The 16,918-nt window shown below is 70.6% G+C and carries 17 protein-coding genes and 1 pseudogene; 12 read left to right on the top strand and 6 right to left on the bottom strand.

The genetic code is table 11. The features are described 5' to 3' along the window. Positions 1 to 131: 131 nt before the first annotated feature. Positions 132 to 1,361 carry a threonine ammonia-lyase gene (gene ilvA / locus ACZ5VQ_RS05040; protein ID WP_469103729.1) on the bottom strand — a complete coding sequence of 410 codons (1,230 nt, stop codon included), beginning with the start codon at positions 1,359 to 1,361 and terminating at the stop codon, positions 132 to 134. A gap of 162 nt (positions 1,362 to 1,523) precedes the next feature. Here ilvA and ACZ5VQ_RS05035 point away from each other — a divergent pair, with 162 nt between their 5' ends. From ACZ5VQ_RS05035 to ACZ5VQ_RS05025, 3 genes are all read left to right on the top strand, one after another. Continuing rightward, positions 1,524 to 2,024 (top strand): MarR family winged helix-turn-helix transcriptional regulator, encoded by a 501-nt coding sequence (locus ACZ5VQ_RS05035; protein WP_186001165.1) that lies wholly within the window; start codon positions 1,524 to 1,526, stop codon positions 2,022 to 2,024. Positions 2,025 to 2,164: 140 nt separating this feature from the next. Continuing rightward, positions 2,165 to 2,674 carry a sigma factor-like helix-turn-helix DNA-binding protein gene (locus ACZ5VQ_RS05030; protein WP_469103728.1) on the top strand — a complete coding sequence of 170 codons (510 nt, stop codon included), beginning with the start codon at positions 2,165 to 2,167 and terminating at the stop codon, positions 2,672 to 2,674. Further along, positions 2,671 to 2,922: a hypothetical protein gene (locus ACZ5VQ_RS05025; protein ID WP_469103727.1), complete on the top strand. Its 252-nt coding sequence runs from the start codon at positions 2,671 to 2,673 to the stop codon at positions 2,920 to 2,922. Before ACZ5VQ_RS05030 ends, ACZ5VQ_RS05025 begins: the two co-directional genes overlap by 4 nt. 78 nt (positions 2,923 to 3,000) lie before the next feature. Here the strand turns inward: ACZ5VQ_RS05025 and ACZ5VQ_RS05020 are convergent, their stop codons facing one another. Next, the gene (locus ACZ5VQ_RS05020; protein ID WP_362072074.1) at positions 3,001 to 4,155 is read right to left on the bottom strand and encodes a cystathionine gamma-synthase; all 1,155 of its coding nucleotides are present in this window, start codon (positions 4,153 to 4,155) and stop codon (positions 3,001 to 3,003) included. A 243-nt stretch (positions 4,156 to 4,398) separates the two neighbouring features. On the opposite strand from ACZ5VQ_RS05020, the gene ACZ5VQ_RS05015 reads away from it, so the two are divergent. Both ACZ5VQ_RS05015 and ACZ5VQ_RS05010 read left to right on the top strand, forming a co-directional pair. Beyond that, positions 4,399 to 5,520 (top strand): hypothetical protein, encoded by a 1,122-nt coding sequence (locus tag ACZ5VQ_RS05015; RefSeq protein WP_469103726.1) that lies wholly within the window; start codon positions 4,399 to 4,401, stop codon positions 5,518 to 5,520. 173 nt (positions 5,521 to 5,693) lie between these two features. Beyond that, positions 5,694 to 5,861 (top strand): hypothetical protein, encoded by a 168-nt coding sequence (locus ACZ5VQ_RS05010; protein WP_469103725.1) that lies wholly within the window; start codon positions 5,694 to 5,696, stop codon positions 5,859 to 5,861. Between the two features lie 60 nt (positions 5,862 to 5,921). Here the strand turns inward: ACZ5VQ_RS05010 and msrA are convergent, their stop codons facing one another. From msrA to ACZ5VQ_RS04995, 3 genes are all read right to left on the bottom strand, one after another. Then, entirely contained in the window at positions 5,922 to 6,434 is a 513-nt protein-coding gene (gene msrA / locus ACZ5VQ_RS05005; RefSeq protein WP_469103724.1) for a peptide-methionine (S)-S-oxide reductase MsrA, read from the bottom strand. A 159-nt stretch (positions 6,435 to 6,593) separates the two neighbouring features. Beyond that, the gene (locus ACZ5VQ_RS05000) at positions 6,594 to 8,066 is read right to left on the bottom strand and encodes a hypothetical protein (protein ID WP_469103723.1); all 1,473 of its coding nucleotides are present in this window, start codon (positions 8,064 to 8,066) and stop codon (positions 6,594 to 6,596) included. 330 nt (positions 8,067 to 8,396) lie between these two features. Further along, positions 8,397 to 8,684, bottom strand: coding sequence for a DUF1905 domain-containing protein (locus ACZ5VQ_RS04995; protein ID WP_469103722.1), 288 nt, complete (start codon positions 8,682 to 8,684; stop codon positions 8,397 to 8,399). 222 nt (positions 8,685 to 8,906) lie between these two features. Here ACZ5VQ_RS04995 and ACZ5VQ_RS04990 point away from each other — a divergent pair, with 222 nt between their 5' ends. The 5 genes and pseudogenes from ACZ5VQ_RS04990 (at position 8,907) to ACZ5VQ_RS04970 (ending at position 12,985) form a co-directional block, all read left to right on the top strand. Continuing rightward, the gene (locus tag ACZ5VQ_RS04990; protein ID WP_469103721.1) at positions 8,907 to 9,560 is read left to right on the top strand and encodes a DUF4291 domain-containing protein; all 654 of its coding nucleotides are present in this window, start codon (positions 8,907 to 8,909) and stop codon (positions 9,558 to 9,560) included. A 17-nt stretch (positions 9,561 to 9,577) separates the two neighbouring features. Continuing rightward, positions 9,578 to 10,498 carry a DUF5829 family protein gene (locus ACZ5VQ_RS04985; RefSeq protein ID WP_469104065.1) on the top strand — a complete coding sequence of 307 codons (921 nt, stop codon included), beginning with the start codon at positions 9,578 to 9,580 and terminating at the stop codon, positions 10,496 to 10,498. 455 nt (positions 10,499 to 10,953) lie between these two features. Beyond that, complete coding sequence (locus ACZ5VQ_RS04980) at positions 10,954 to 11,325, top strand: hypothetical protein (RefSeq protein ID WP_469103720.1); 372 nt, start codon at positions 10,954 to 10,956, stop codon at positions 11,323 to 11,325. A 113-nt stretch (positions 11,326 to 11,438) separates the two neighbouring features. Beyond that, positions 11,439 to 11,783: pseudogene (locus tag ACZ5VQ_RS04975) on the top strand (3-beta hydroxysteroid dehydrogenase); the annotation flags it as partial. A gap of 212 nt (positions 11,784 to 11,995) precedes the next feature. Beyond that, entirely contained in the window at positions 11,996 to 12,985 is a 990-nt protein-coding gene (locus tag ACZ5VQ_RS04970) for an LLM class flavin-dependent oxidoreductase (protein ID WP_469103719.1), read from the top strand. Between the two features lie 113 nt (positions 12,986 to 13,098). Here ACZ5VQ_RS04970 and ACZ5VQ_RS04965 read toward each other — a convergent pair whose 3' ends face one another. Beyond that, positions 13,099 to 14,298 (bottom strand): FAD-dependent monooxygenase, encoded by a 1,200-nt coding sequence (locus tag ACZ5VQ_RS04965; RefSeq protein WP_469103718.1) that lies wholly within the window; start codon positions 14,296 to 14,298, stop codon positions 13,099 to 13,101. A 284-nt stretch (positions 14,299 to 14,582) separates the two neighbouring features. Here ACZ5VQ_RS04965 and ACZ5VQ_RS04960 point away from each other — a divergent pair, with 284 nt between their 5' ends. Continuing rightward, the gene (locus ACZ5VQ_RS04960; protein WP_469103717.1) at positions 14,583 to 15,107 is read left to right on the top strand and encodes an SAM-dependent methyltransferase; all 525 of its coding nucleotides are present in this window, start codon (positions 14,583 to 14,585) and stop codon (positions 15,105 to 15,107) included. Between the two features lie 212 nt (positions 15,108 to 15,319). Beyond that, positions 15,320 to 16,918 carry a protein kinase domain-containing protein gene (locus ACZ5VQ_RS04955; protein WP_469103716.1) on the top strand — a complete coding sequence of 533 codons (1,599 nt, stop codon included), beginning with the start codon at positions 15,320 to 15,322 and terminating at the stop codon, positions 16,916 to 16,918.

The following is a 16,918-nucleotide window of genomic DNA, read 5'->3' as shown; positions in this document are numbered from 1 at the left end:
TTTTTCTCAGGTTTGCCCCGTCCGACGAGCGGGTCGGCGACGAGGCGGACCTGTGACCAGAGACACACCATAACGCGATGTATCGCGTTTCTCAACGGAATTTCCCAACCGGAGCGAACGCCGACCCGACCTCAGTCGATGACCGTGTAACCCGCCTTCCGCAGCGCGGAGTTCACCTCGGCACAGTGCTCCGGTCCCTTGGTCTCCAGGTGCAGCTCGACCTCCACCTCCGTGAGCCCGAGCCGTGGGTCGGTCCGTACGTGGCTCACATCGAGGACGTTAGCGTCCACCACTGACAACACCCCGAGAAGTGTGGCCAGAGCACCGGGGCGGTCCGTCAGCCGCAGCGTGACCGCCAGGTAGCGGCCGCCCGCCGCCATGCCGTGGCGCAGGATGCGCTGCATCAGCAGCGGGTCCACGTTCCCGCCGGACAGCAGCGCCACGACCGGGCCCTCGAAGGCCTCCGGCTCGCTCAGCAGCGCCGCGACGGGACTCGCGCCGGCCGGCTCGACGACCAGCTTGGCCCGCTCCAGGCAGAGCAGCAGCGCACTGGACAGATCGTTCTCGGAGACCGTACGGACCTCGTCCACCAGGTCGCCGATGATCCCGAACGGCACGTCTCCGGGCCGCCCGACCTTGATGCCGTCGGCCATCGTCGCGGGGTTCTCGATGGACAGCGGGCGACCCGCCGCCAGCGAGGGCGGGTACGCGGCCGCGCCCGCCGCCTGCACGCCCACGATCCGTACGTCCGGCCGCAGTGCCTTCACGGCGACCGCGATGCCCGCGGCGAGACCGCCGCCGCCGATCCCGACGACGATCGTGCGCACCTCGGGGCACTGCTCCAGGATCTCCAGGCCGACCGTGCCCTGCCCGGCGATGATGTCGGGGTGGTCGAAGGGGTGGATGAAGACGGCGCCCGTCTCGGCCGCGTACTCCTGCGCGGCGGCCAGCGTCTCGTCCACCACCGTGCCGTACGCGCGCACCTCGGCGCCGTAGTGCCGGGTCGCCGCGACCTTCGGCAGCGGGGCGCCCTTGGGCATGAACACCGTGGAACGCACACCCAGCAGGGAAGAGGCGAGGGCGACGCCCTGCGCGTGGTTGCCCGCGCTCGCCGCGACCACGCCGGCGGCCCGCTCCTCGGGGCTCAGCCCCGCGATCCGCACGTACGCGCCCCGCAGCTTGAACGAACCCGTCCGCTGGAGGTTCTCGCATTTGAAGTGGACCGGCGCGCCCACCAGCCGGGACAGGTGCCTGCTGCCCTCCATGGCGGTCATCCGCGCCACGCCCGCGAGCATCTTCTGGGCGCCGCGTACATCGTCGAGGGTCACCAGCGGCAAGGAGTCAGCCGTGCGGTAGCTCATGACCACCAGTCTCGCAGTTCACGCGGCGCCACACCGGCTGTGACCAACGTCCGAGACCGGTTTGCTCAGCGCAGGTACGGCCCGCCCCCCGTCCGCGTACTCTGTCCCCCAACCCAGCCCCACGCATGAATAGAGCCTCCGGCCATGCCCACAACACCTGAAATGTCGATGGACATGACGACCGTCGGTGACACCGGTCTTCTCGAATCGCTGCAGCACGAGGTGGCGGTGTTCGCCCGCCGTGCCGAACAGACCCGGCTCGGCGGGGTCGGCCAGGTGCGCAACTCCATGGACCGTGCCGCATACCTGCTGCTCAACCGCCTCGACAAGGAGGGGCCGATGGGCGTCAAGGCACTCGCCGCGAGCATGGGCATCGACTCGTCGACGGTCACCCGGCAGGTCGCCCCGCTCGTCGACACCGGGCTCGTCAAGCGCACCTCCCACCCGGAGGACGGACGTGCCGTGGTGCTCCAGCTGTCGCCGCGCGGGCTCTCCCGCCTGGAGGAAGTGCGGTCCTCAAGGCGCCAGTTGATGGCAGAGCTGACCCAGGAGTGGGCCCCCGAGGAGCGCGAGGCCTTCTGCACGCTGCTCACCCGGTTCAACCTCGCGCTCTCCGCCCGCATGGCCGCATCGCCCTCCGCGGAGGTACCGGAGCCCTCCTGAAACACCCCGTGCGCACCGCATCGGCCCCGGCCTCTTGACCAGGGACCCGCGCCTGGCCTCATATGAGACCGGGTCCTGTCGTACGCGGCTGTCCTCGGCGTACGTCCTAAGGGCCCGGTTTCCCTCAGCCGGGAGGCGCGGTGCGAGAGCGGCAGGCGTCCCAGAACGCCCGCCGGGCCCGGGAGTTCGAGGCGTTCGTCGCGGGCGCGGCAGGGCGGCTGCTGCATGCCGCCACACTGCTCACGGCCGAGTCCCCTGACGACAACCCGCGCGCGCGGCGCCTGCTCACGGCCGCCCTCGCCCATACGTACGCCTCCTGGGACCGGCTGCGCGGCGAGGACCCGTACGACCGGACCAGGCAGCAGCTGGCCGTGCGCTTCGCGCGCGGGGCGTGGCATCAGTACGGCGGCCTGGGCTGGGCGCACCCCCGGAGCCACCCGAAAACCGGCAGCGTCCTGTACTGCCTCACGCCCCAGGAGCGGCTGATCCTCGTGCTGCGCATGTACGAGGGCGTCGCCGAGGAGCAGGCCGCTGCGCTGCTCGGGCTGCCAACCGAGCGCGTACGGGCCATCTGCGCGCGTGCCATGGCGACGCTGCTGCATCCGCCGCGGGAGGCCGCTCCGGTGATCGCGAAGGTGGCCCCGTCATGAGCTCGATGAGCCGCAGGGAGGCGGACGTCCGCCGGATCCTGGAGGAGCCGCAGCCAACCGTGCCGCCCGATCTGTACGGGGAGGCGCTGCGCCGAGGCGGGCGGATGATGCGCCGCAGGAGGGCGGCGAGGCGGCTGTTCTGGCTGCTGCTCTTCGCGGCGGCCGTGGCCTTCGTGGTGTGGGCGTCGCTGACCCGGCCGTGGGTGGAGCCGCCGTCGGAGACGACTCCACCGCTGACCGGATGGTGAGCCCGTCGGCCGGGTGACCCGTTGCAGGGTGACCCGTTGCCGGGGAATCCGTTGCCCGGCCGGTGAGCCCGTCGGTGACTAGCTCAGGGCCTGCTTGAGGTCCTGGAGGAGGTCGTCGATGTTTTCGATGCCTACGGAGAGGCGTACCAGATCGGCGGGGACCTCCAGGAGAGACCCGGCCACGGACGCGTGCGTCATGCGCCCGGGGTGCTCGATCAGGGACTCGACGCCGCCCAGGGACTCGCCGAGCGTGAACACCTTGGCGCGGTTGCAGACCTCGACGGCCGCCTCCTCGCCTCCCTCGACCTGGAAGGAGACCATGCCGCCGAACGCCTTCATCTGCTTGGCGGCGATCTCGTGACCGGGGTGCTCCGCGAGGCCCGGGTACAGAACACGCGTCACGCGCGCGTGCCGGGTGAGCATCTCCGCGACCTGCGTGGCGTTCTCGCTGTGCCGGTCCATGCGGACGGCGAGCGTCTTGATGCCGCGCAGCACCAGCCAGGCGTCCATGGGCCCGGCGACCGCGCCCATCGCGTTCTGGTGGTAGGCGAGCTCCTCGCCGAGCTCCTGGTCGGCGACCACGAGCGCGCCGCCGACGACGTCCGAGTGGCCGCCCATGTACTTGGTCAGCGAGTGCACGACGACGTCCGCGCCGAGCGCGAGCGGCTGCTGGAGGTAGGGGCTGGCGAAGGTGTTGTCGACGACCAGCTTCGCGCCGGCCTCGCGCGCGATCTGCGAGAGCGCGGCGATGTCGGTGATGCCGAGGAGGGGGTTGGACGGGGTCTCCACCCAGACGGCCTTGGTCTTCGGGGTGAGGGCGGCCCGTACGGCCGCGGGGTCGCTGGTGTCGGCGACCGACCACTCCACGCCCCACCGGGAGACGACCTTCGCGAAGAGGCGGAACGTACCGCCGTACGCGTCATTGGGGATGACCACGTGGTCGCCCGGGCTGAGCAGCGTACGCAACAGGCAGTCCTCGGCCGCCAGTCCGGACGCGAACGCGAGCCCGCGGCGGCCGCCCTCCAGGGCGGCGAGGTTCTCCTCCAGGGCGGTCCTGGTGGGGTTGGCGCTGCGGCTGTACTCGTAGCCGCCGCGCAGACCGCCGACGCCGTCCTGCTTGTAGGTCGAAACCTGGTAGATCGGCGGGACGACCGCGCCGGTGAGGGGATCGGCGGTGTTGCCCGCGTGGATCGCCACGGTTTCGAAGTGCTGGCTGATGTGCCTGTCGCTCATGGGCACCGAGGGTAGTGCGCCCGCGGGGAAAGTGACGGCATGGGGCGTGGGTGCGACGGGAGTACGGGGCGGGGGCGCGGGCGGGGCGGGCTTCGCACGGGCTTGGCACAGGCCTGGTGCGGGCCTGGTGCGGGCCTGGTGCCAGGGTGGGTCCGGCGGTTTTCCACAGGAGGCGCCGACCGTTTTCCACAGGAGTGGTGACCAGGTTCGCCAATTGTCGGACGAGTCTGGTTCGCTTGAGGCATGGAGATTCTCTGGGTCCTGATGGCGATGCTCATGGTGAGCCTCATCCTCTGGCCGTACCTTCTGCGCAGGCGTGCCGGTGGCATCCAACAGGTCGCCCCGGGCGACCCGGACGCGGCCGACCCGGCGAACTACGGCTTCCTTCGCCAGGAGGAGCTGGACATCCGCATGCCCGGCCCCGACCAGGACCTGCTGGAGGTCCTGGACCTCGTGCAGCGCACCCAGGACTACCGGGCGGCGTCGCAGCTCCTGGCCGGCACCGAGATCGAGGGCGAGCGGCGCTGGCAGCGCGTGCAGGCCTTCGCGGGCGCCGCGTCGCTGGAGCTGCAGCAGCGCCCCGGCGGGGTGAGCGACTCCCCGGGCGGGCAGTGGCTGCGGGTGTGGCGGGCCGAGAATCCCAAGGACGCGGGCGGCGCCGCCGTGCACGCGGAGTTCCTGGTGCAGCAGGCGTGGCGTACGTCGTCGCCGGGGACGGACGAGTTCCGGATCATCATGGAGGAGGCGAGGGCGGCCTGCGGCGAGGCCGCGCTGCTGTCTCCGGGCGACCCGATCCCGTACATCATCGAGCTCTCCGTGGGCCGTGGACTCGCCTACCCGCAGGCGGAGTTCGAGAAGGTCTGGCTGAAGATCCTGGACCGCGCGCCCGCGCACATGGGGGCGCATCTGGCGGCGCTCCACTACTGGTGCGAGAAGTGGCACGGCTCGCGCGAGGTGGCGTACTCCTTCGCGGAGGCGGCGGCGGCCCGGGCGCCGCAGGGGTCCCTCCTGGCCGCGATGCCCCTCTTCGCCGTCTTCGAGCACCTCCCCGAGGTGAACCTGGTCACCAGCTTCTACCAGAGCGAGGTCGTGATCAAGGCGGTCCACGGCGCCCTCTACGCGGTCCACTCGGCCCGCCCCGACGACCCGATGCTCGCCCACGTCCGCCACCTGCTGGTGTGCTTCCTGGTCCGCGGCGAACGCTGGTCGGAGGCGATGACCCAGCTGGTCCACGTCGACGGCCACGTGGGAGCCCTCCCCTGGACCCTGACGTCCGACCCGGCGGCGGACTACGCGGTGTACCGCGCACTGGCGGTGGGCGGCTACGAGGCGAACGGAGGGAGCCCGGCAACGCTGCCGCACTGAGCGCGCCGCCGGTCTCCGGGCGGAACAGCGGCGGCGGGCCGGTAGCCACACGGCGGACCGGTTCCGGACCGGCGCGGGTGCGGCGCGGGCCCGGCGCAGGTCCGGCGCAGGTCCGGAATGCTGGAGGTGGCTCAGCCGTTGCCGCCACCGGAGTCGATCGCCGAGGAGAGCGCATGTTCCCGGCGCACGGGAATCCGGCTGCTGACGCCTGGTACTCCGTACCGGAGGACGCCGGGGTGATGATCTTCACTGAAGACGGGTATCTGTCGCTTCTGGAGATCCACTCTGCGTCGAGCGAGCCGATCACCGCTTGGCCCGATCCTCGCTTCGTCGAACGCTGACGGGCCCGGCGGCGGAGGCTCGGCCGGTCGGCCTCCGTCTTCCGCCGGGCCGCTTCGCGGTCAGCCCTCCGTGCGGGCGGGCAGGCGCCATCCCGGGCGCGGGAAGTGGCAGGTGTAGCCGTCCGGGTAACGCTGCAGGTAGTCCTGGTGCTCGGGCTCGGCCTCCCAGAAGGGGCCCACGGGCTCGACCTCGGTGACGACCTTGTCCGGCCACAGTCCGGAGGCGTCCACGTCCGCGATCGTGTCCTCGGCGATCCGCTTCTGCTCGTCGTCCACGTAGTAGATCGCCGAGCGGTAGCTGAGGCCGATGTCGTTGCCCTGGCGGTTCCTGGTGCTCGGGTCGTGGATCTGGAAGAAGAACTCCAGGAGTGCGCGGTAGTCGGTCTTCTCGGGGTCGAAGAGGATCTCGATGGCCTCCGCGTGCGTGCCGTGGTTGCGGTACGTCGCGTTCGGCACGTCACCCCCGGTGTAGCCCACCCGGGTCGCCGTCACGCCCGGAAGTCGGCGGATCAGCTCCTCCATCCCCCAGAAGCATCCGCCCGCCAGTACGGCCCTCTGCGTCTGCGCAGCCATTGCGGCCCCTCCAATATCTGTGTCTGTCAGCTCGGTCACTCGGGGTCATCGGCTCGCACACCACCGGCATCCCATTCCCACTCTGCTCAACGCGCGAGGGTTCCAGGCGATTCCGTGCCCGCCCAGCCGGGCGGGCGATCGCGGACCGCCGGTTGACGATCACCGGTCACCGGTCACCGGTCGCCGGTCGCCGGTCGCCGGTCGCCGGTCGCCGGTCGCCGCGAGGAGCTCACGCGTCAGCGGGGGGATACCGACCTCGTCCAGGAATCGGTGCATGGCGTCCACGGGAAGGCTCGGGTTGGTGAGGGCGCTGGAGGAGATCTCCGGGTTCCCGCAGCTTTCGAGGATGAGATCGACCGGCAGCGCGGGGTGCGCGGCTGCCATGGCGCGTACAAGACCGTCGGGGTCGGCGAGCAACCGGACCAGGACGTCGACGGGCGCTTCGGGGTCCAGCCCCACCAGCCGTCGTTTCTCTGGATCCGGGTCGTCGGCGAAACGTTGCCCGTTGCCCGCGCGTGGGAAGTTCGGGTGGCCCTGCAGAGCGCCCCTGGTGATGACCTTGCAGTCCAGATAGGTCTGCAGCACCACCTCGCCGTCGACGGTCGGCTGGTTCTCGCACAGCAGAAGTCGTACGGGGTGGTCGTCGTCCTTCGAGAGCAGGTCGACGGCGTCGGCGGGCAGGTGCGGGCTGTAGGTGGCGCTGCGCCGCAGCAGGGTGTTGGCCGACTTGGCGCATTGGCGCAGGACATCGGGATCGGCGCAGAGGCGGACCCATTCGACGGGATGGAGCCGGTCGGACGGGCTGATGGTGACGTCGATGGCGGTGCGTTCGGTCTCCGACAGCTCGGGACGTACCGACACCGCCAGCCGTACCGTGTGCGCGTCGTCGTCCGCCAACGCGCGGACGATGTCGATGGGGACGTTGAGGTTGGCCGCCAGTTCCCGCCTGTCCCACTCAGCTGTGCTTGCCGCGAGCCGTTCGGCGGTCGCCGCGCTCATGGCGCCGTGACGGATCACCTTCCACCTGTCGAGGCTCTCGATTCCCGCGTCGAGAAGAAGGTCCGTGCAGGCCGCGTCTTCGCGGCAGGCCTCGATCATGGCCGCCCGGCGGACTTCGTCGGCGGCGTCGTGGAGCAGTCGGCTTCGGGTGTCCTCGGACAGCAGGTCCCACTCGCGGCAGGCCGCCTGTCGAAGGTCCGCCTCCTGGTGGTCGGCGAGCCCGGCGACCAGGCTCGGAGCCGTGTGGCGGCAGAAGGCCGCGTTTCGGCGGACTTTCGGATCCGGATCGGCGAGCAGGCGCTGCTGGGCGGACAGGGGCAGTGGCGGCGTGGGGATGCGGAACCAGTCGGGTCCGACGGCCAGACCGATGCGGACGTACGGATCGGGGTCGTCCACGAGTCTGGCCCGTTGTTCCGCCGGTACGGAGATGTTCTCGGTGAGCAGGGCCCGCAGCCTGCGGTCGGGGTGCGCGACGATGGCGTCGACCACCGCGTCCGGCAGAGCACGCCAGGCGAGCACCTTCCGGGCCGCGTCGGCCTCCTCGCACAGCAGCCGGGTCAGGACGTCGGCAGGCGCCGCGGGATTTCGCGCGATCGCAGCGATGGTCTCGCGGTGACCGTGATCTCCGTCCATGGTGAGGCCTCCCTGTTCGCCAACGGCCTTCGCGGGCCCGCAGATGGTGCGCATCGCACGTGTACGGGGTCAACGTCGGTGATCATGCTCCGCCGCGCATCCGGGGACGGGCGAGCGGCTTCCGGGGCGAACCGGATTCCGGCTCGGTGCGGCTTCCGGCGGTACTGCGCCGACGACGATCGAAACACGGCGGAACTGCCGGGCAACTCCGCGGTGAAACTTGGAACCGCCGGGCAGCTCTCCAGCGGGCTTGGGCTCGGAGCATCACGCGACTTGCGGTCTTGAGGTCTTGAGGTCTTGAGGTCTTGAGGTCTTGAGGTTCGTTCGGGGCTAGAGGCGGACCGAGATCTCCACGGCAACGTCGTCCCCTGCCGAGATGCCTTGCCCCTTGCGGACAGCGGCCTTGAGCGGCAGCAGGTAGTGGCCGTCCTTGGGGAAGAGCGACGTACCGAAGACGACTTCACCGATCCGCGCCTCAACCGGGATCACGCCCCAGCCGTACGAGGCCATCGCGGCCACCTCTCGGATGTCGGCGGACTCCTCGTCCGGCACAGGGACGAAGTAGTACGGCGCCGGCCCGCGCCATTCCATCACCCGGCCCGCGAAGGCGAACTCCACCTTGCCGGTCTCCTTTCGCGAGTACGGCCAAGTCGCTCTCGGCACAGATACCGTGCCACCACTCCTCCTTGAGAGCGCCCGGCAGACGCCCGCGGAGGAAGGATCCCATCCCCCTCGCACTAGCGATCCACACACTCGCGAGCAACGGCGACCTCGACTCGGCGGGCCCGACAGTCGAAAACCAGTGGCCGACCACAACGGTCGACCCCAACGCTGTAGGCCATGGAAGAACCCGACCGCAGAATCCGTGCGGTCCACACCGCATCCACGGTCACCGTCTACCAGGCGTACTCCCCGCAAATCGGCCAACCCGCCGCCCGGGAGGGTCGTTTCCCGCCGGCGTGGAAGCGGGATCGGATGACGTGGATCAAGCCGTCGTTCCTGTGGATGATGTATCGCTGCGGCTGGGCGACGAAGGCCGGGCAGGAGACTGTTCTTGCCGTCGAGATCACCCGCGACGGCTTCGAATGGGCATTGCGCCACGCCTGCCTGTCGAGCTACGTACGTGGGGTGCACCCCGACCGCGCCACGTGGCAGCGACAGGTCAAGCGGGCCCCGGCCCGCGTCCAGTGGGACCCCGAGCGTGATCTGCACCTGCGCCCCCTGGCATACCGTTCGCTCCAACTCGGGCTCTGTGGTGAGGCCGTGCAGCGTTACGCGGACGAGTGGACGGTCGGTATCAGTGACGTGACTCCACTTGCCCACGAGATCCACGCGCTCGTCAGAGGCGGCGACCTGGACTCGGCGGTGCGACTACTGCCCCAGGAGCGCCCGTACCCTGCCGCTGCCGAACTCCTGGCCGACTCGAACAATTCGGCCTCGCCCGAAATGAACAGCGTCCGCGTACTCCCCGCCCTACGATCCCCCACATGCTGATTCGTCGGACATTACGGATGATCATCGTGCTCGCTGTGGCCCTCACCGGTGCGGTCGGGGGTGGTGTGGGGACGGCGCAGGCCGAGGGGAACCCGTCGTCGCACGAACGGCAGTTGCTGTTCTACAACCACTCCTACGGAGTCCTCGACCGGGAGACCGCCGACGCCATCGAACACTCCGCCTATCTGCGGGACTTCGCCAACTTCCAGGTCCGTACGACGACCGGTACCGGCGGACAGACCTGGACGGGCCGCTATCTGATGGGCCGCGAGACGTACGTCGAACTGTTCGGAGTCGGTGACATCGCCGGCCAGGACGGCACCCTCGGCTCGGCCGGTCTCGGCCTCTCGACCGAGCGGGCGGGAGACCTGACGACGGTCACCGAGCGGCTGAAGGGCGAGGGTGTCGCCGACCCCGTCGAGTTCCTTCAGACGCGTGACTTCGGTGACGGTGTCCCCGTGCCGTGGTTCGACGCCATCCTCACCACCACCGAGTACGACGCCTTCGGGGCCTGGGCGATGGAGTACCGGCCGGAGTACTTCGCCGACCCGCGCGGCAACACCGAGCCGGCGACCTTCCCCGGTGACGTCGGCCGGGAGCGCTACCTGTCCGACGACTACCGCACCCATCTGATGCGTGACGTGACCTCCGTCCGCCTCGCGGTCACCGAAGGGGACCTCGCCGACAACGTGCCGCTGCTGCGGGCCGGCGGGTTCGCCGTCCGGACCTTGGGCGACGGTGGCGTCGTCGCGAAGCGTGGCGGCACCAGCATTCGCTTCGACGCCGTCCCGCGCGACCAGGCGGGGTTGCAGCGGATCGAACTGTCGCTCAACCGGCCCGTGAAGGACCAGCACGTGGAGCGGATCGGCCACTCGGCCCTCGTCGTCGGCCCGGGCAGCCGCGCCGTGTGGACGTTCGCCCCCAACGGCACCAAGTAGCCGACGGGCGGCGGGAAGCGGGCGGTAGGCAGCGGGCGCGCCCTTGACCGGGGCGCGCCCGCTTCCGCGTGGAACGTGGCGTGGGCCGCTTCGGACAGAGACTGAACCTCACGTTCCCCTCAGCGTTTTCGCTGGGATCTTGTTTGCCCAGGTGACGCGCTGCAAGATCAGGTGACCGCGGGCGGGGGCATCACGACCGGTTGCCCCTCGCTCGTCCGACCAGGGGGACCGCCATACGGATTTCGAGAGCGGCATCGCTGCTGATTGCACCAAGTCTCGCGATGACACTGCTTGCGCTTGCAGCTGCCTGCAGGTCCGATCGGACGGACGACGCCTCAAGTACTCCGGAGCCTGCTGCTCCCGGCACAACGGCGCCCGCCGCGCCTCCCAGCCCTGAACAGGGCTCAGCCCCGCATTCGGACTCGGACCCGGACCTGCACGCGGACTCCAACTCGGTGAAGTTCCCACCCGAGTTGGACGACTCCGAGACCGTCGCCGACAGTCAGGGTGAGACCCGCGGTGGCGGCACATTCGAGTTCGACGAGGGCGAGAAGGGTGATGCCCTGATCATCGCCGTCCGGTGCCAGGGCAAGGGGGAGATCAGGGCCTCCGTGAAGCCGGTGAACGTCCGCTTCCCGCTGGAATGCGTCCATGGCGATGCAGGCACCACCACGAGCACCACCTACAACCAGGTCGGCGTCGCGGGAGCGGAGAAGAAGGGCACCGTCTCGGTTCTGGCGCCCTCGTCGGTGCGCTGGTCCATGACGATCGGCCGCGGCGAGCCCGAGCGAGCAGAAGTGCCTGTGCCTACAGGTGCAACGGAGTAGGGCCGCACGCGCTGCTCCGACTCCGGCTCGCCCGCCGTCACCCGCCGACCGTCACCCGCCCGCCGTGACCGCCTTGAGTTCGTTGAGTGACTCGCGCAGGAAGTCGGCCAGGGGGCGTTCTCCGTTGGCGCCGACCCAGCGTTCGAAGCCGACCTTGCCACGACGACGGCCTGGCGCTGGAGAGCGCTCCGGCCGGCTCCACGCTGCACGCGGTCGCGGACGAGGGCGTGCCGATACGTGCCGTCGCCGAGGTGATCGGGCGGCACCTCGGTCTGCCCCTGGCCTCGCTCTCCCCCGACGACGCGGCCGGGCACTTCACCTGGCTGGCCGCCTTCCTCGGCATGGACAGCCCCACCTCCAGCGCGTACACCCGCGAACTGCTGGGGTGGCAGCCGACCGCGCCCGGGCTCCTCGACGACCTCGACAAGGGCCACTACTTCGCCGCCCCGTCCGTCTGACCGACCCGCGGTTTCTGACCGACGGCACCGTCAGACCACCGGCACCGTCAGACCGACGGCACAGTCAGACCCCGGCACAGTCCGACCACCCGGCACCGTCAGACCGCCGGCACCGATCAACCCCGTCGGCAGTCGGGGTAGCCGGCGCAGCGGCCGATCCACCGTACGTACAGCGGGAGTTGGAGGCAGCGGACGATTTCTATACTGGCCCAATGATCCCCGTTCCGCTCAGCGCGCTCGAAGTGGCCATGGTCCAGACGGGTACTCCGGCCGAGGACACGTTGCGAGACACCACCGAGTTCGCCCGCCGCGTCGAGGACCTCGGTTATCTACGGCTCTGGTACGCCGAGCATCACCATTCCCCGGCCATCGGAGCGTTCCCGCCCGTCGTACTGACCGCCCACGCGGCCGCGTTGACGACGTCCATCCGTCTCGGCTCCGGGGGCGTTCTCGCTCCGAACCACGCCCCGATCATGCTGGCGGAGCAGTTCGGCACGCTGGCCGCGCTGCACGGGGGCCGGATCGACCTGGGCATCGGCCGGGGCCCGGGTACGTTCGACGACTCCACGGCGCGGGCCCTGCGCCGCGGGGCCGGTCCGACGACGGACGACGAGTACCGCGACGACGTGTCCTCGACGCTGCGTCTCCTGGTGGACGAGGTCGGGCTGGACCCGTTCCCCGAGCCATGGCTGCTCTCCTCCAGCACGGCCGGTGCCGCGCTCGCCGCGGAACTGGGACTGCCGATCGCCTTCGCCTATCACATCCGTCCCGACAACACCCTGGCCGCGCTCGCCCACTACCGCGAGCGTTTCTCCCCGTCCCGCTGGTGCGCGAGCCCGCGTGTGCTGGTCTGCGTGGAAACGGTGTGCGCCGGGACGGACGAGGAGGCGGCCCGGCTCGTCGGCCCGATGGACGTCATCAAGGCCGGACTCCTCAAGGGACAAGGCGGCATCCCCTTTCCCACGCCCGAAGAGGCGGCGGCCCACTCGTTCACCGCGGAAGAGACACAGCTCCTGGCAGGCTTCCGCGCCCACCAGGCCCAAGGCTCGCCCGAGACCGTCGCGAAGCAGCTGACGGACCTGGTGGACCTGACCGGAGCGGACGAACTCATGCTCGTAACGCCCGTCTACGCACTGGCCGACCGGCTGAGGTCGTACGAACTCGTGAAGCAGCACGTCATGATGCCGATGCCGACGGCCTAGCCCTGCGATGGCGCCCGTTCGTCAGGGACTCGGTCATCAGAGACGCCGTTCCTCAAGGACTTCGGTCGTCAAGAACTTCGGTCGTCAGGGACGTTCCTCAAGGACGCCAATCGTCAGGGACGTCGGTCCTCAAGGACGTCCACCGCCCACCCCGTCGCCTGGGGCAAGAAGACGTGTTCGGCCGCGTACGCCGCCATGCGGGCGTTCCTTGCCCGGGCCTCGGGGCCGTCCGGCAGGTGGAAGTCGTCGCCCGCCCGGGCGGAGTTGGCCTGCATGTTCGTGGCGGTGGCCAGGCGCCGGCGTACGTACCGGTCGAGCGCGTCGGGTATCTCCGCCGGGCTCGCACCCGTGAGGACGTCGCCGAGTACCGCCGCGTCCATGATCGCCTGTGCCGCGCCCTGGGCCTGGAACGGCACCATCGCGTGGGCGCTGTCGCCCAGCAGGGTCACCCGGCCGATGTTCCACCGAGCGAGCGGCACCCGCGTATGGATGCCGTAGCGGAACACCTGCCCCGCGCGTTCGAGGACGTCGATCACCCGGGAGTCCCAGCCGTCGAACTCGCGCAGTTGCTCGCCCGGTTCCGCCCGAGCGGTCCACGACTCCGTCGCCCCCTCGGCATCGGCATCGGCATCTGCCTCCGCCGTGACGACGGCCACGACGTTGAGCAGTTCCCCACGACGCACCCAGTAGTGGACGAAGTGCCGGCCCGGACCGAGCCAGATGCCGAGGTCGGGCAGGTCCAGATGTGCCACTTCGTCGGCCGGGAGCAGCGCCCGGTAGGCGGCGGTCCTAGAGAAGACCGCCTCGTCCGCGCCGAAGAGCCACTCGCGGGCGGCCGACCGTATCCCGTCGGCGGCCACGACCAGGTCCGCAGGCAGACGCTCGCCGCTCGCCGTGGTCACGGAGGCGGACCGGTCGTCCTGGTCGATGCCCACGGCAACGGTGTTCAGACGCACCGACGCGGGCGGCACCGCGGCGGCCAGGGCCTGATGCAGATCGGCCCGGTGGAGCAGCAGATAGGGCGCCCCGAACGCGTCCTCGGCCTCACGCCCCAGCGCGTAACGGCAGATCTCGGCCCCGTCGGACCAGGTGCGGAAGCTCACGTGGGAGGGGCGGGCCGCATGCGCGGCGACCGCGTCGAGGAGGTCCAGCCGACGCAGCAGACGCGTGGCGTTGGGCGCGAGCTGGATCCCGGCACCGATCTCGGTGAACCGGGCCGCCTGCTCGACCAGCGTGACCTCATGACCGGCCCGGCGCAGGCTCAACGTCGCCGCCAGTCCCCCGATACCCGCTCCCACGACGACCGCTCGCATGCCAAGCCCCCATGACGATCGCTCAACCCCCACGACCTCACATCGGCACGAACGCGCACCCGAGTACCCGGCCGTCGGCCCGCGCAGGCTATCGAACACAACTCCCCGGCCGTACGGGGCTTTTCGGCCCACGTTGCGCGCGGCGCCCCGCGAGCGCCGAGGGGGATGCGGGAGACGGGATGCCGCGTACGGGACATGGGGATACGGCACCGCTGCCGTGCGGAGTCGCGGACACATCAGGAGATGGCCGAGGTGGCAGCCCCGGCCCCATACACTCGTCGCCCGTGACAGGCACAGCGGTACCGGAGCGGATCAGGCAGGCGGTTGCCGCGCTGGATGTGCGGGCCGGCGACCGGCTGTTGGAGATCGGCTGTGGTGGCGGGGTCGCGGTCGGGCTGGTCTGTCCGCTGCTGACCACGGGCACGATCACGGCCGTCGACCGTTCCGCGACGGCCACCGCACGGGCCGTACGGCGCAACGCGGACTCGGTCAGGGACGGTCGGGCCACGATAGCCACGGCCGCCTTCACCGAGCCCGGCCTGGCGACCGCGGGCCTCGCCGACCGGCGCTTCGACAAGATCTTCGCAATCAACGTCAACCTGTTCTGGACCGGCCCCGCCCATGCCGAACTGGCCCTCGCCACACGCCTCTTGGCCCCACGCGGCGCCCTGTACGCGTTCTACGAGCCGCCGGGCGAGCGACTGGACGAACTCGCCGCGAAGGTCACCGGCACGTTCGAAGCGGGCGGCTTCGCCGCGGAGGTGCTGCGCCTGTCGGCACCGGTCGTGGGCATCGTGGGCCGCCCCTGAGCAGCCCGCCCACCGGACCGCGGCCCTGCCACGCCACGCCCTTCCACGCCCTGCCACGCCACAGACTCGGCACAAACGCGGCACAGACACGGCCCAACACGCTCACTCGGCACACCTCCCCGCGCCCCGCCAACTACGCTGCTCCTCGATTCAACTACCAGGCCGCGACGCGTTGTTGGAGCGGCGAGGCCGATCCTCGGGGTGCAGCTTTCATGAAGAACCTTCAGCCTTCGGATCCGTCGTCCATCGGCGGCTACCCGTTGTTGAGCCGGCTCGGAGCGGGAGGCATGGGGCAGGTGTTCCTGTCCCGTACGCCGTCCGGGCGTCTGTTGGCGCTGAAGACGATCCGTGAGGACCTCAGCAGTGATCCGGGGTTCGAGGAGCGCTTCGCGCGCGAGATACGCAACAGCGACCGGGTGCGCTCGCCGTGGACCGTGACCGTCGTGGACTACAGCCCGCCGGGCCAGCGTCCGCAGTGGCTGGCCACCGAGTACGTACCGGCGCCGTCGCTCGACGAATGGGTCTCGCGGCACGGCCCACTGCCGGAGGCCGCGCTCCTCTCGCTCGCCGCCGAACTGTGCGGCGCGCTGCAGTCGGTGCACCAGGCCGACCTCACCCACCGCGATGTGAAGCCGGGCAACGTCCTGCTGGCACGCGACCGCCCGCGGCTGATCGACTTCGGCATCGCACGGGCCGCCGACGACCCCCGGCACACCCAGGTCGGCGGAGTTCTCGGTTCACCCGGCTTTCTCGCACCGGACCAGGCCGTCGGTGGCGTGCCGGCCGAACCCGCCGACGTGTTCTCGCTGGCCGCGGTCCTGGTGTACGCGGCCACCGGCCACGGCCCGTTCACGCGCCCGCAGGAGAACAACGTGGCCATGGCCGCGCTGGTCTACCGGGCCGTCCACGAGGCGCCCGACCTCCAGGGCGTTCCGCCGACCCTGGTCCCCGTACTCGCCTCATGTCTGGCCAAGGCCCCGGCCGACCGCCCCACCGCGGCCGAGCTGGGCAAACGCCTGGAGGCGATCGGCGCCCGTACCGGCAACTGGCCGGACGTCCGCCCGCCGGCCCTCGCCACGGAACTGGCGGCGCACGAGCAGCCGACGCACACCCTCGTCGACCCGCGGCCCGACCTTCCGCCAGACCTCCGGCCCGACCTTCGACCCGGCTCACAGCCCGACCCGCGGCACCACCAGCAGACCCAGCCCTTCACGGCTCCAGGTCCCGGGCACCCGGCCGTCGGGCCGATGCAGGACGGCACCGTCCTGGCCGTCCCCGGCACGCCCGAGAGACGCCGGCGCCCACTCTGGCTGGTCGTCGCCGTCACCGCGGCGGCCGCCGTCGCCGTGGCTGCCGTCTCGGTCGCCGCGTACGCCGGTATGCGCGGCTCCGGATCCGGTTCGGACGACTCCTCCGACGCCGCGAGGACACGGCCCTCGGCGTCGGCCGGGTCCACGAAGCCGACGAACCCGGTGAACCCGGTACGCAGGGTTCTCCAAGCCGTGTACGACCTGGGCGTCGGAGAGTCCGTGCGGACCAACAAGACGAAGCTGGTCATGCAGCGGGACGGCAACCTCGTGATCACCGACAACAAGGACCGTCCCCTATGGGCCGCCGCGACATCGGGCACCGGCAACACCGCCCGCTTCCAGGACGACGGCAACCTGGTCGTCCACAACAGCGCCGGGAAACCCGTGTGGGCCTCACAGACGTTCGGCCACCCGGGAGCCGTCCTGGTCCTCCAGGCCGACGGCAATGTCGTGATCAAGTCCGGCGACGCGGTGCTGTGGGCGGCGAAGACCGTCCACTGA

It is taken from the genome of Streptomyces sp. NPDC033178 (assembly GCF_055577685.1).
Note: the sequence above shows the minus strand (reverse complement) of the source record. Positions and strands in the feature narration are given on the sequence as shown.

What these genes read in the sequence shown, in the direction of transcription:
- ilvA (WP_469103729.1), bottom strand. Translation starts at nt 1,361, where the DNA reads ATGAGCTACCGCACGGCTGACTCCTTGCCGCTGGTGACCCTCGACGAT.
- ACZ5VQ_RS05035 (WP_186001165.1), top strand. Translation starts at nt 1,524, where the DNA reads ATGTCGATGGACATGACGACCGTCGGTGACACCGGTCTTCTCGAATCG.
- ACZ5VQ_RS05025 (WP_469103727.1), top strand. Translation starts at nt 2,671, where the DNA reads ATGAGCTCGATGAGCCGCAGGGAGGCGGACGTCCGCCGGATCCTGGAG.
- ACZ5VQ_RS05020 (WP_362072074.1), bottom strand. Translation starts at nt 4,155, where the DNA reads ATGAGCGACAGGCACATCAGCCAGCACTTCGAAACCGTGGCGATCCAC.
- ACZ5VQ_RS05015 (WP_469103726.1), top strand. Translation starts at nt 4,399, where the DNA reads ATGGAGATTCTCTGGGTCCTGATGGCGATGCTCATGGTGAGCCTCATC.
- ACZ5VQ_RS05010 (WP_469103725.1), top strand. Translation starts at nt 5,694, where the DNA reads ATGTTCCCGGCGCACGGGAATCCGGCTGCTGACGCCTGGTACTCCGTA.
- msrA (WP_469103724.1), bottom strand. Translation starts at nt 6,434, where the DNA reads ATGGCTGCGCAGACGCAGAGGGCCGTACTGGCGGGCGGATGCTTCTGG.
- ACZ5VQ_RS05000 (WP_469103723.1), bottom strand. Translation starts at nt 8,066, where the DNA reads ATGGACGGAGATCACGGTCACCGCGAGACCATCGCTGCGATCGCGCGA.
- ACZ5VQ_RS04990 (WP_469103721.1), top strand. Translation starts at nt 8,907, where the DNA reads ATGGAAGAACCCGACCGCAGAATCCGTGCGGTCCACACCGCATCCACG.
- ACZ5VQ_RS04985 (WP_469104065.1), top strand. Translation starts at nt 9,578, where the DNA reads ATGATCATCGTGCTCGCTGTGGCCCTCACCGGTGCGGTCGGGGGTGGT.
- ACZ5VQ_RS04970 (WP_469103719.1), top strand. Translation starts at nt 11,996, where the DNA reads ATGATCCCCGTTCCGCTCAGCGCGCTCGAAGTGGCCATGGTCCAGACG.
- ACZ5VQ_RS04965 (WP_469103718.1), bottom strand. Translation starts at nt 14,298, where the DNA reads ATGCGAGCGGTCGTCGTGGGAGCGGGTATCGGGGGACTGGCGGCGACG.
- ACZ5VQ_RS04955 (WP_469103716.1), top strand. Translation starts at nt 15,320, where the DNA reads ATGAAGAACCTTCAGCCTTCGGATCCGTCGTCCATCGGCGGCTACCCG.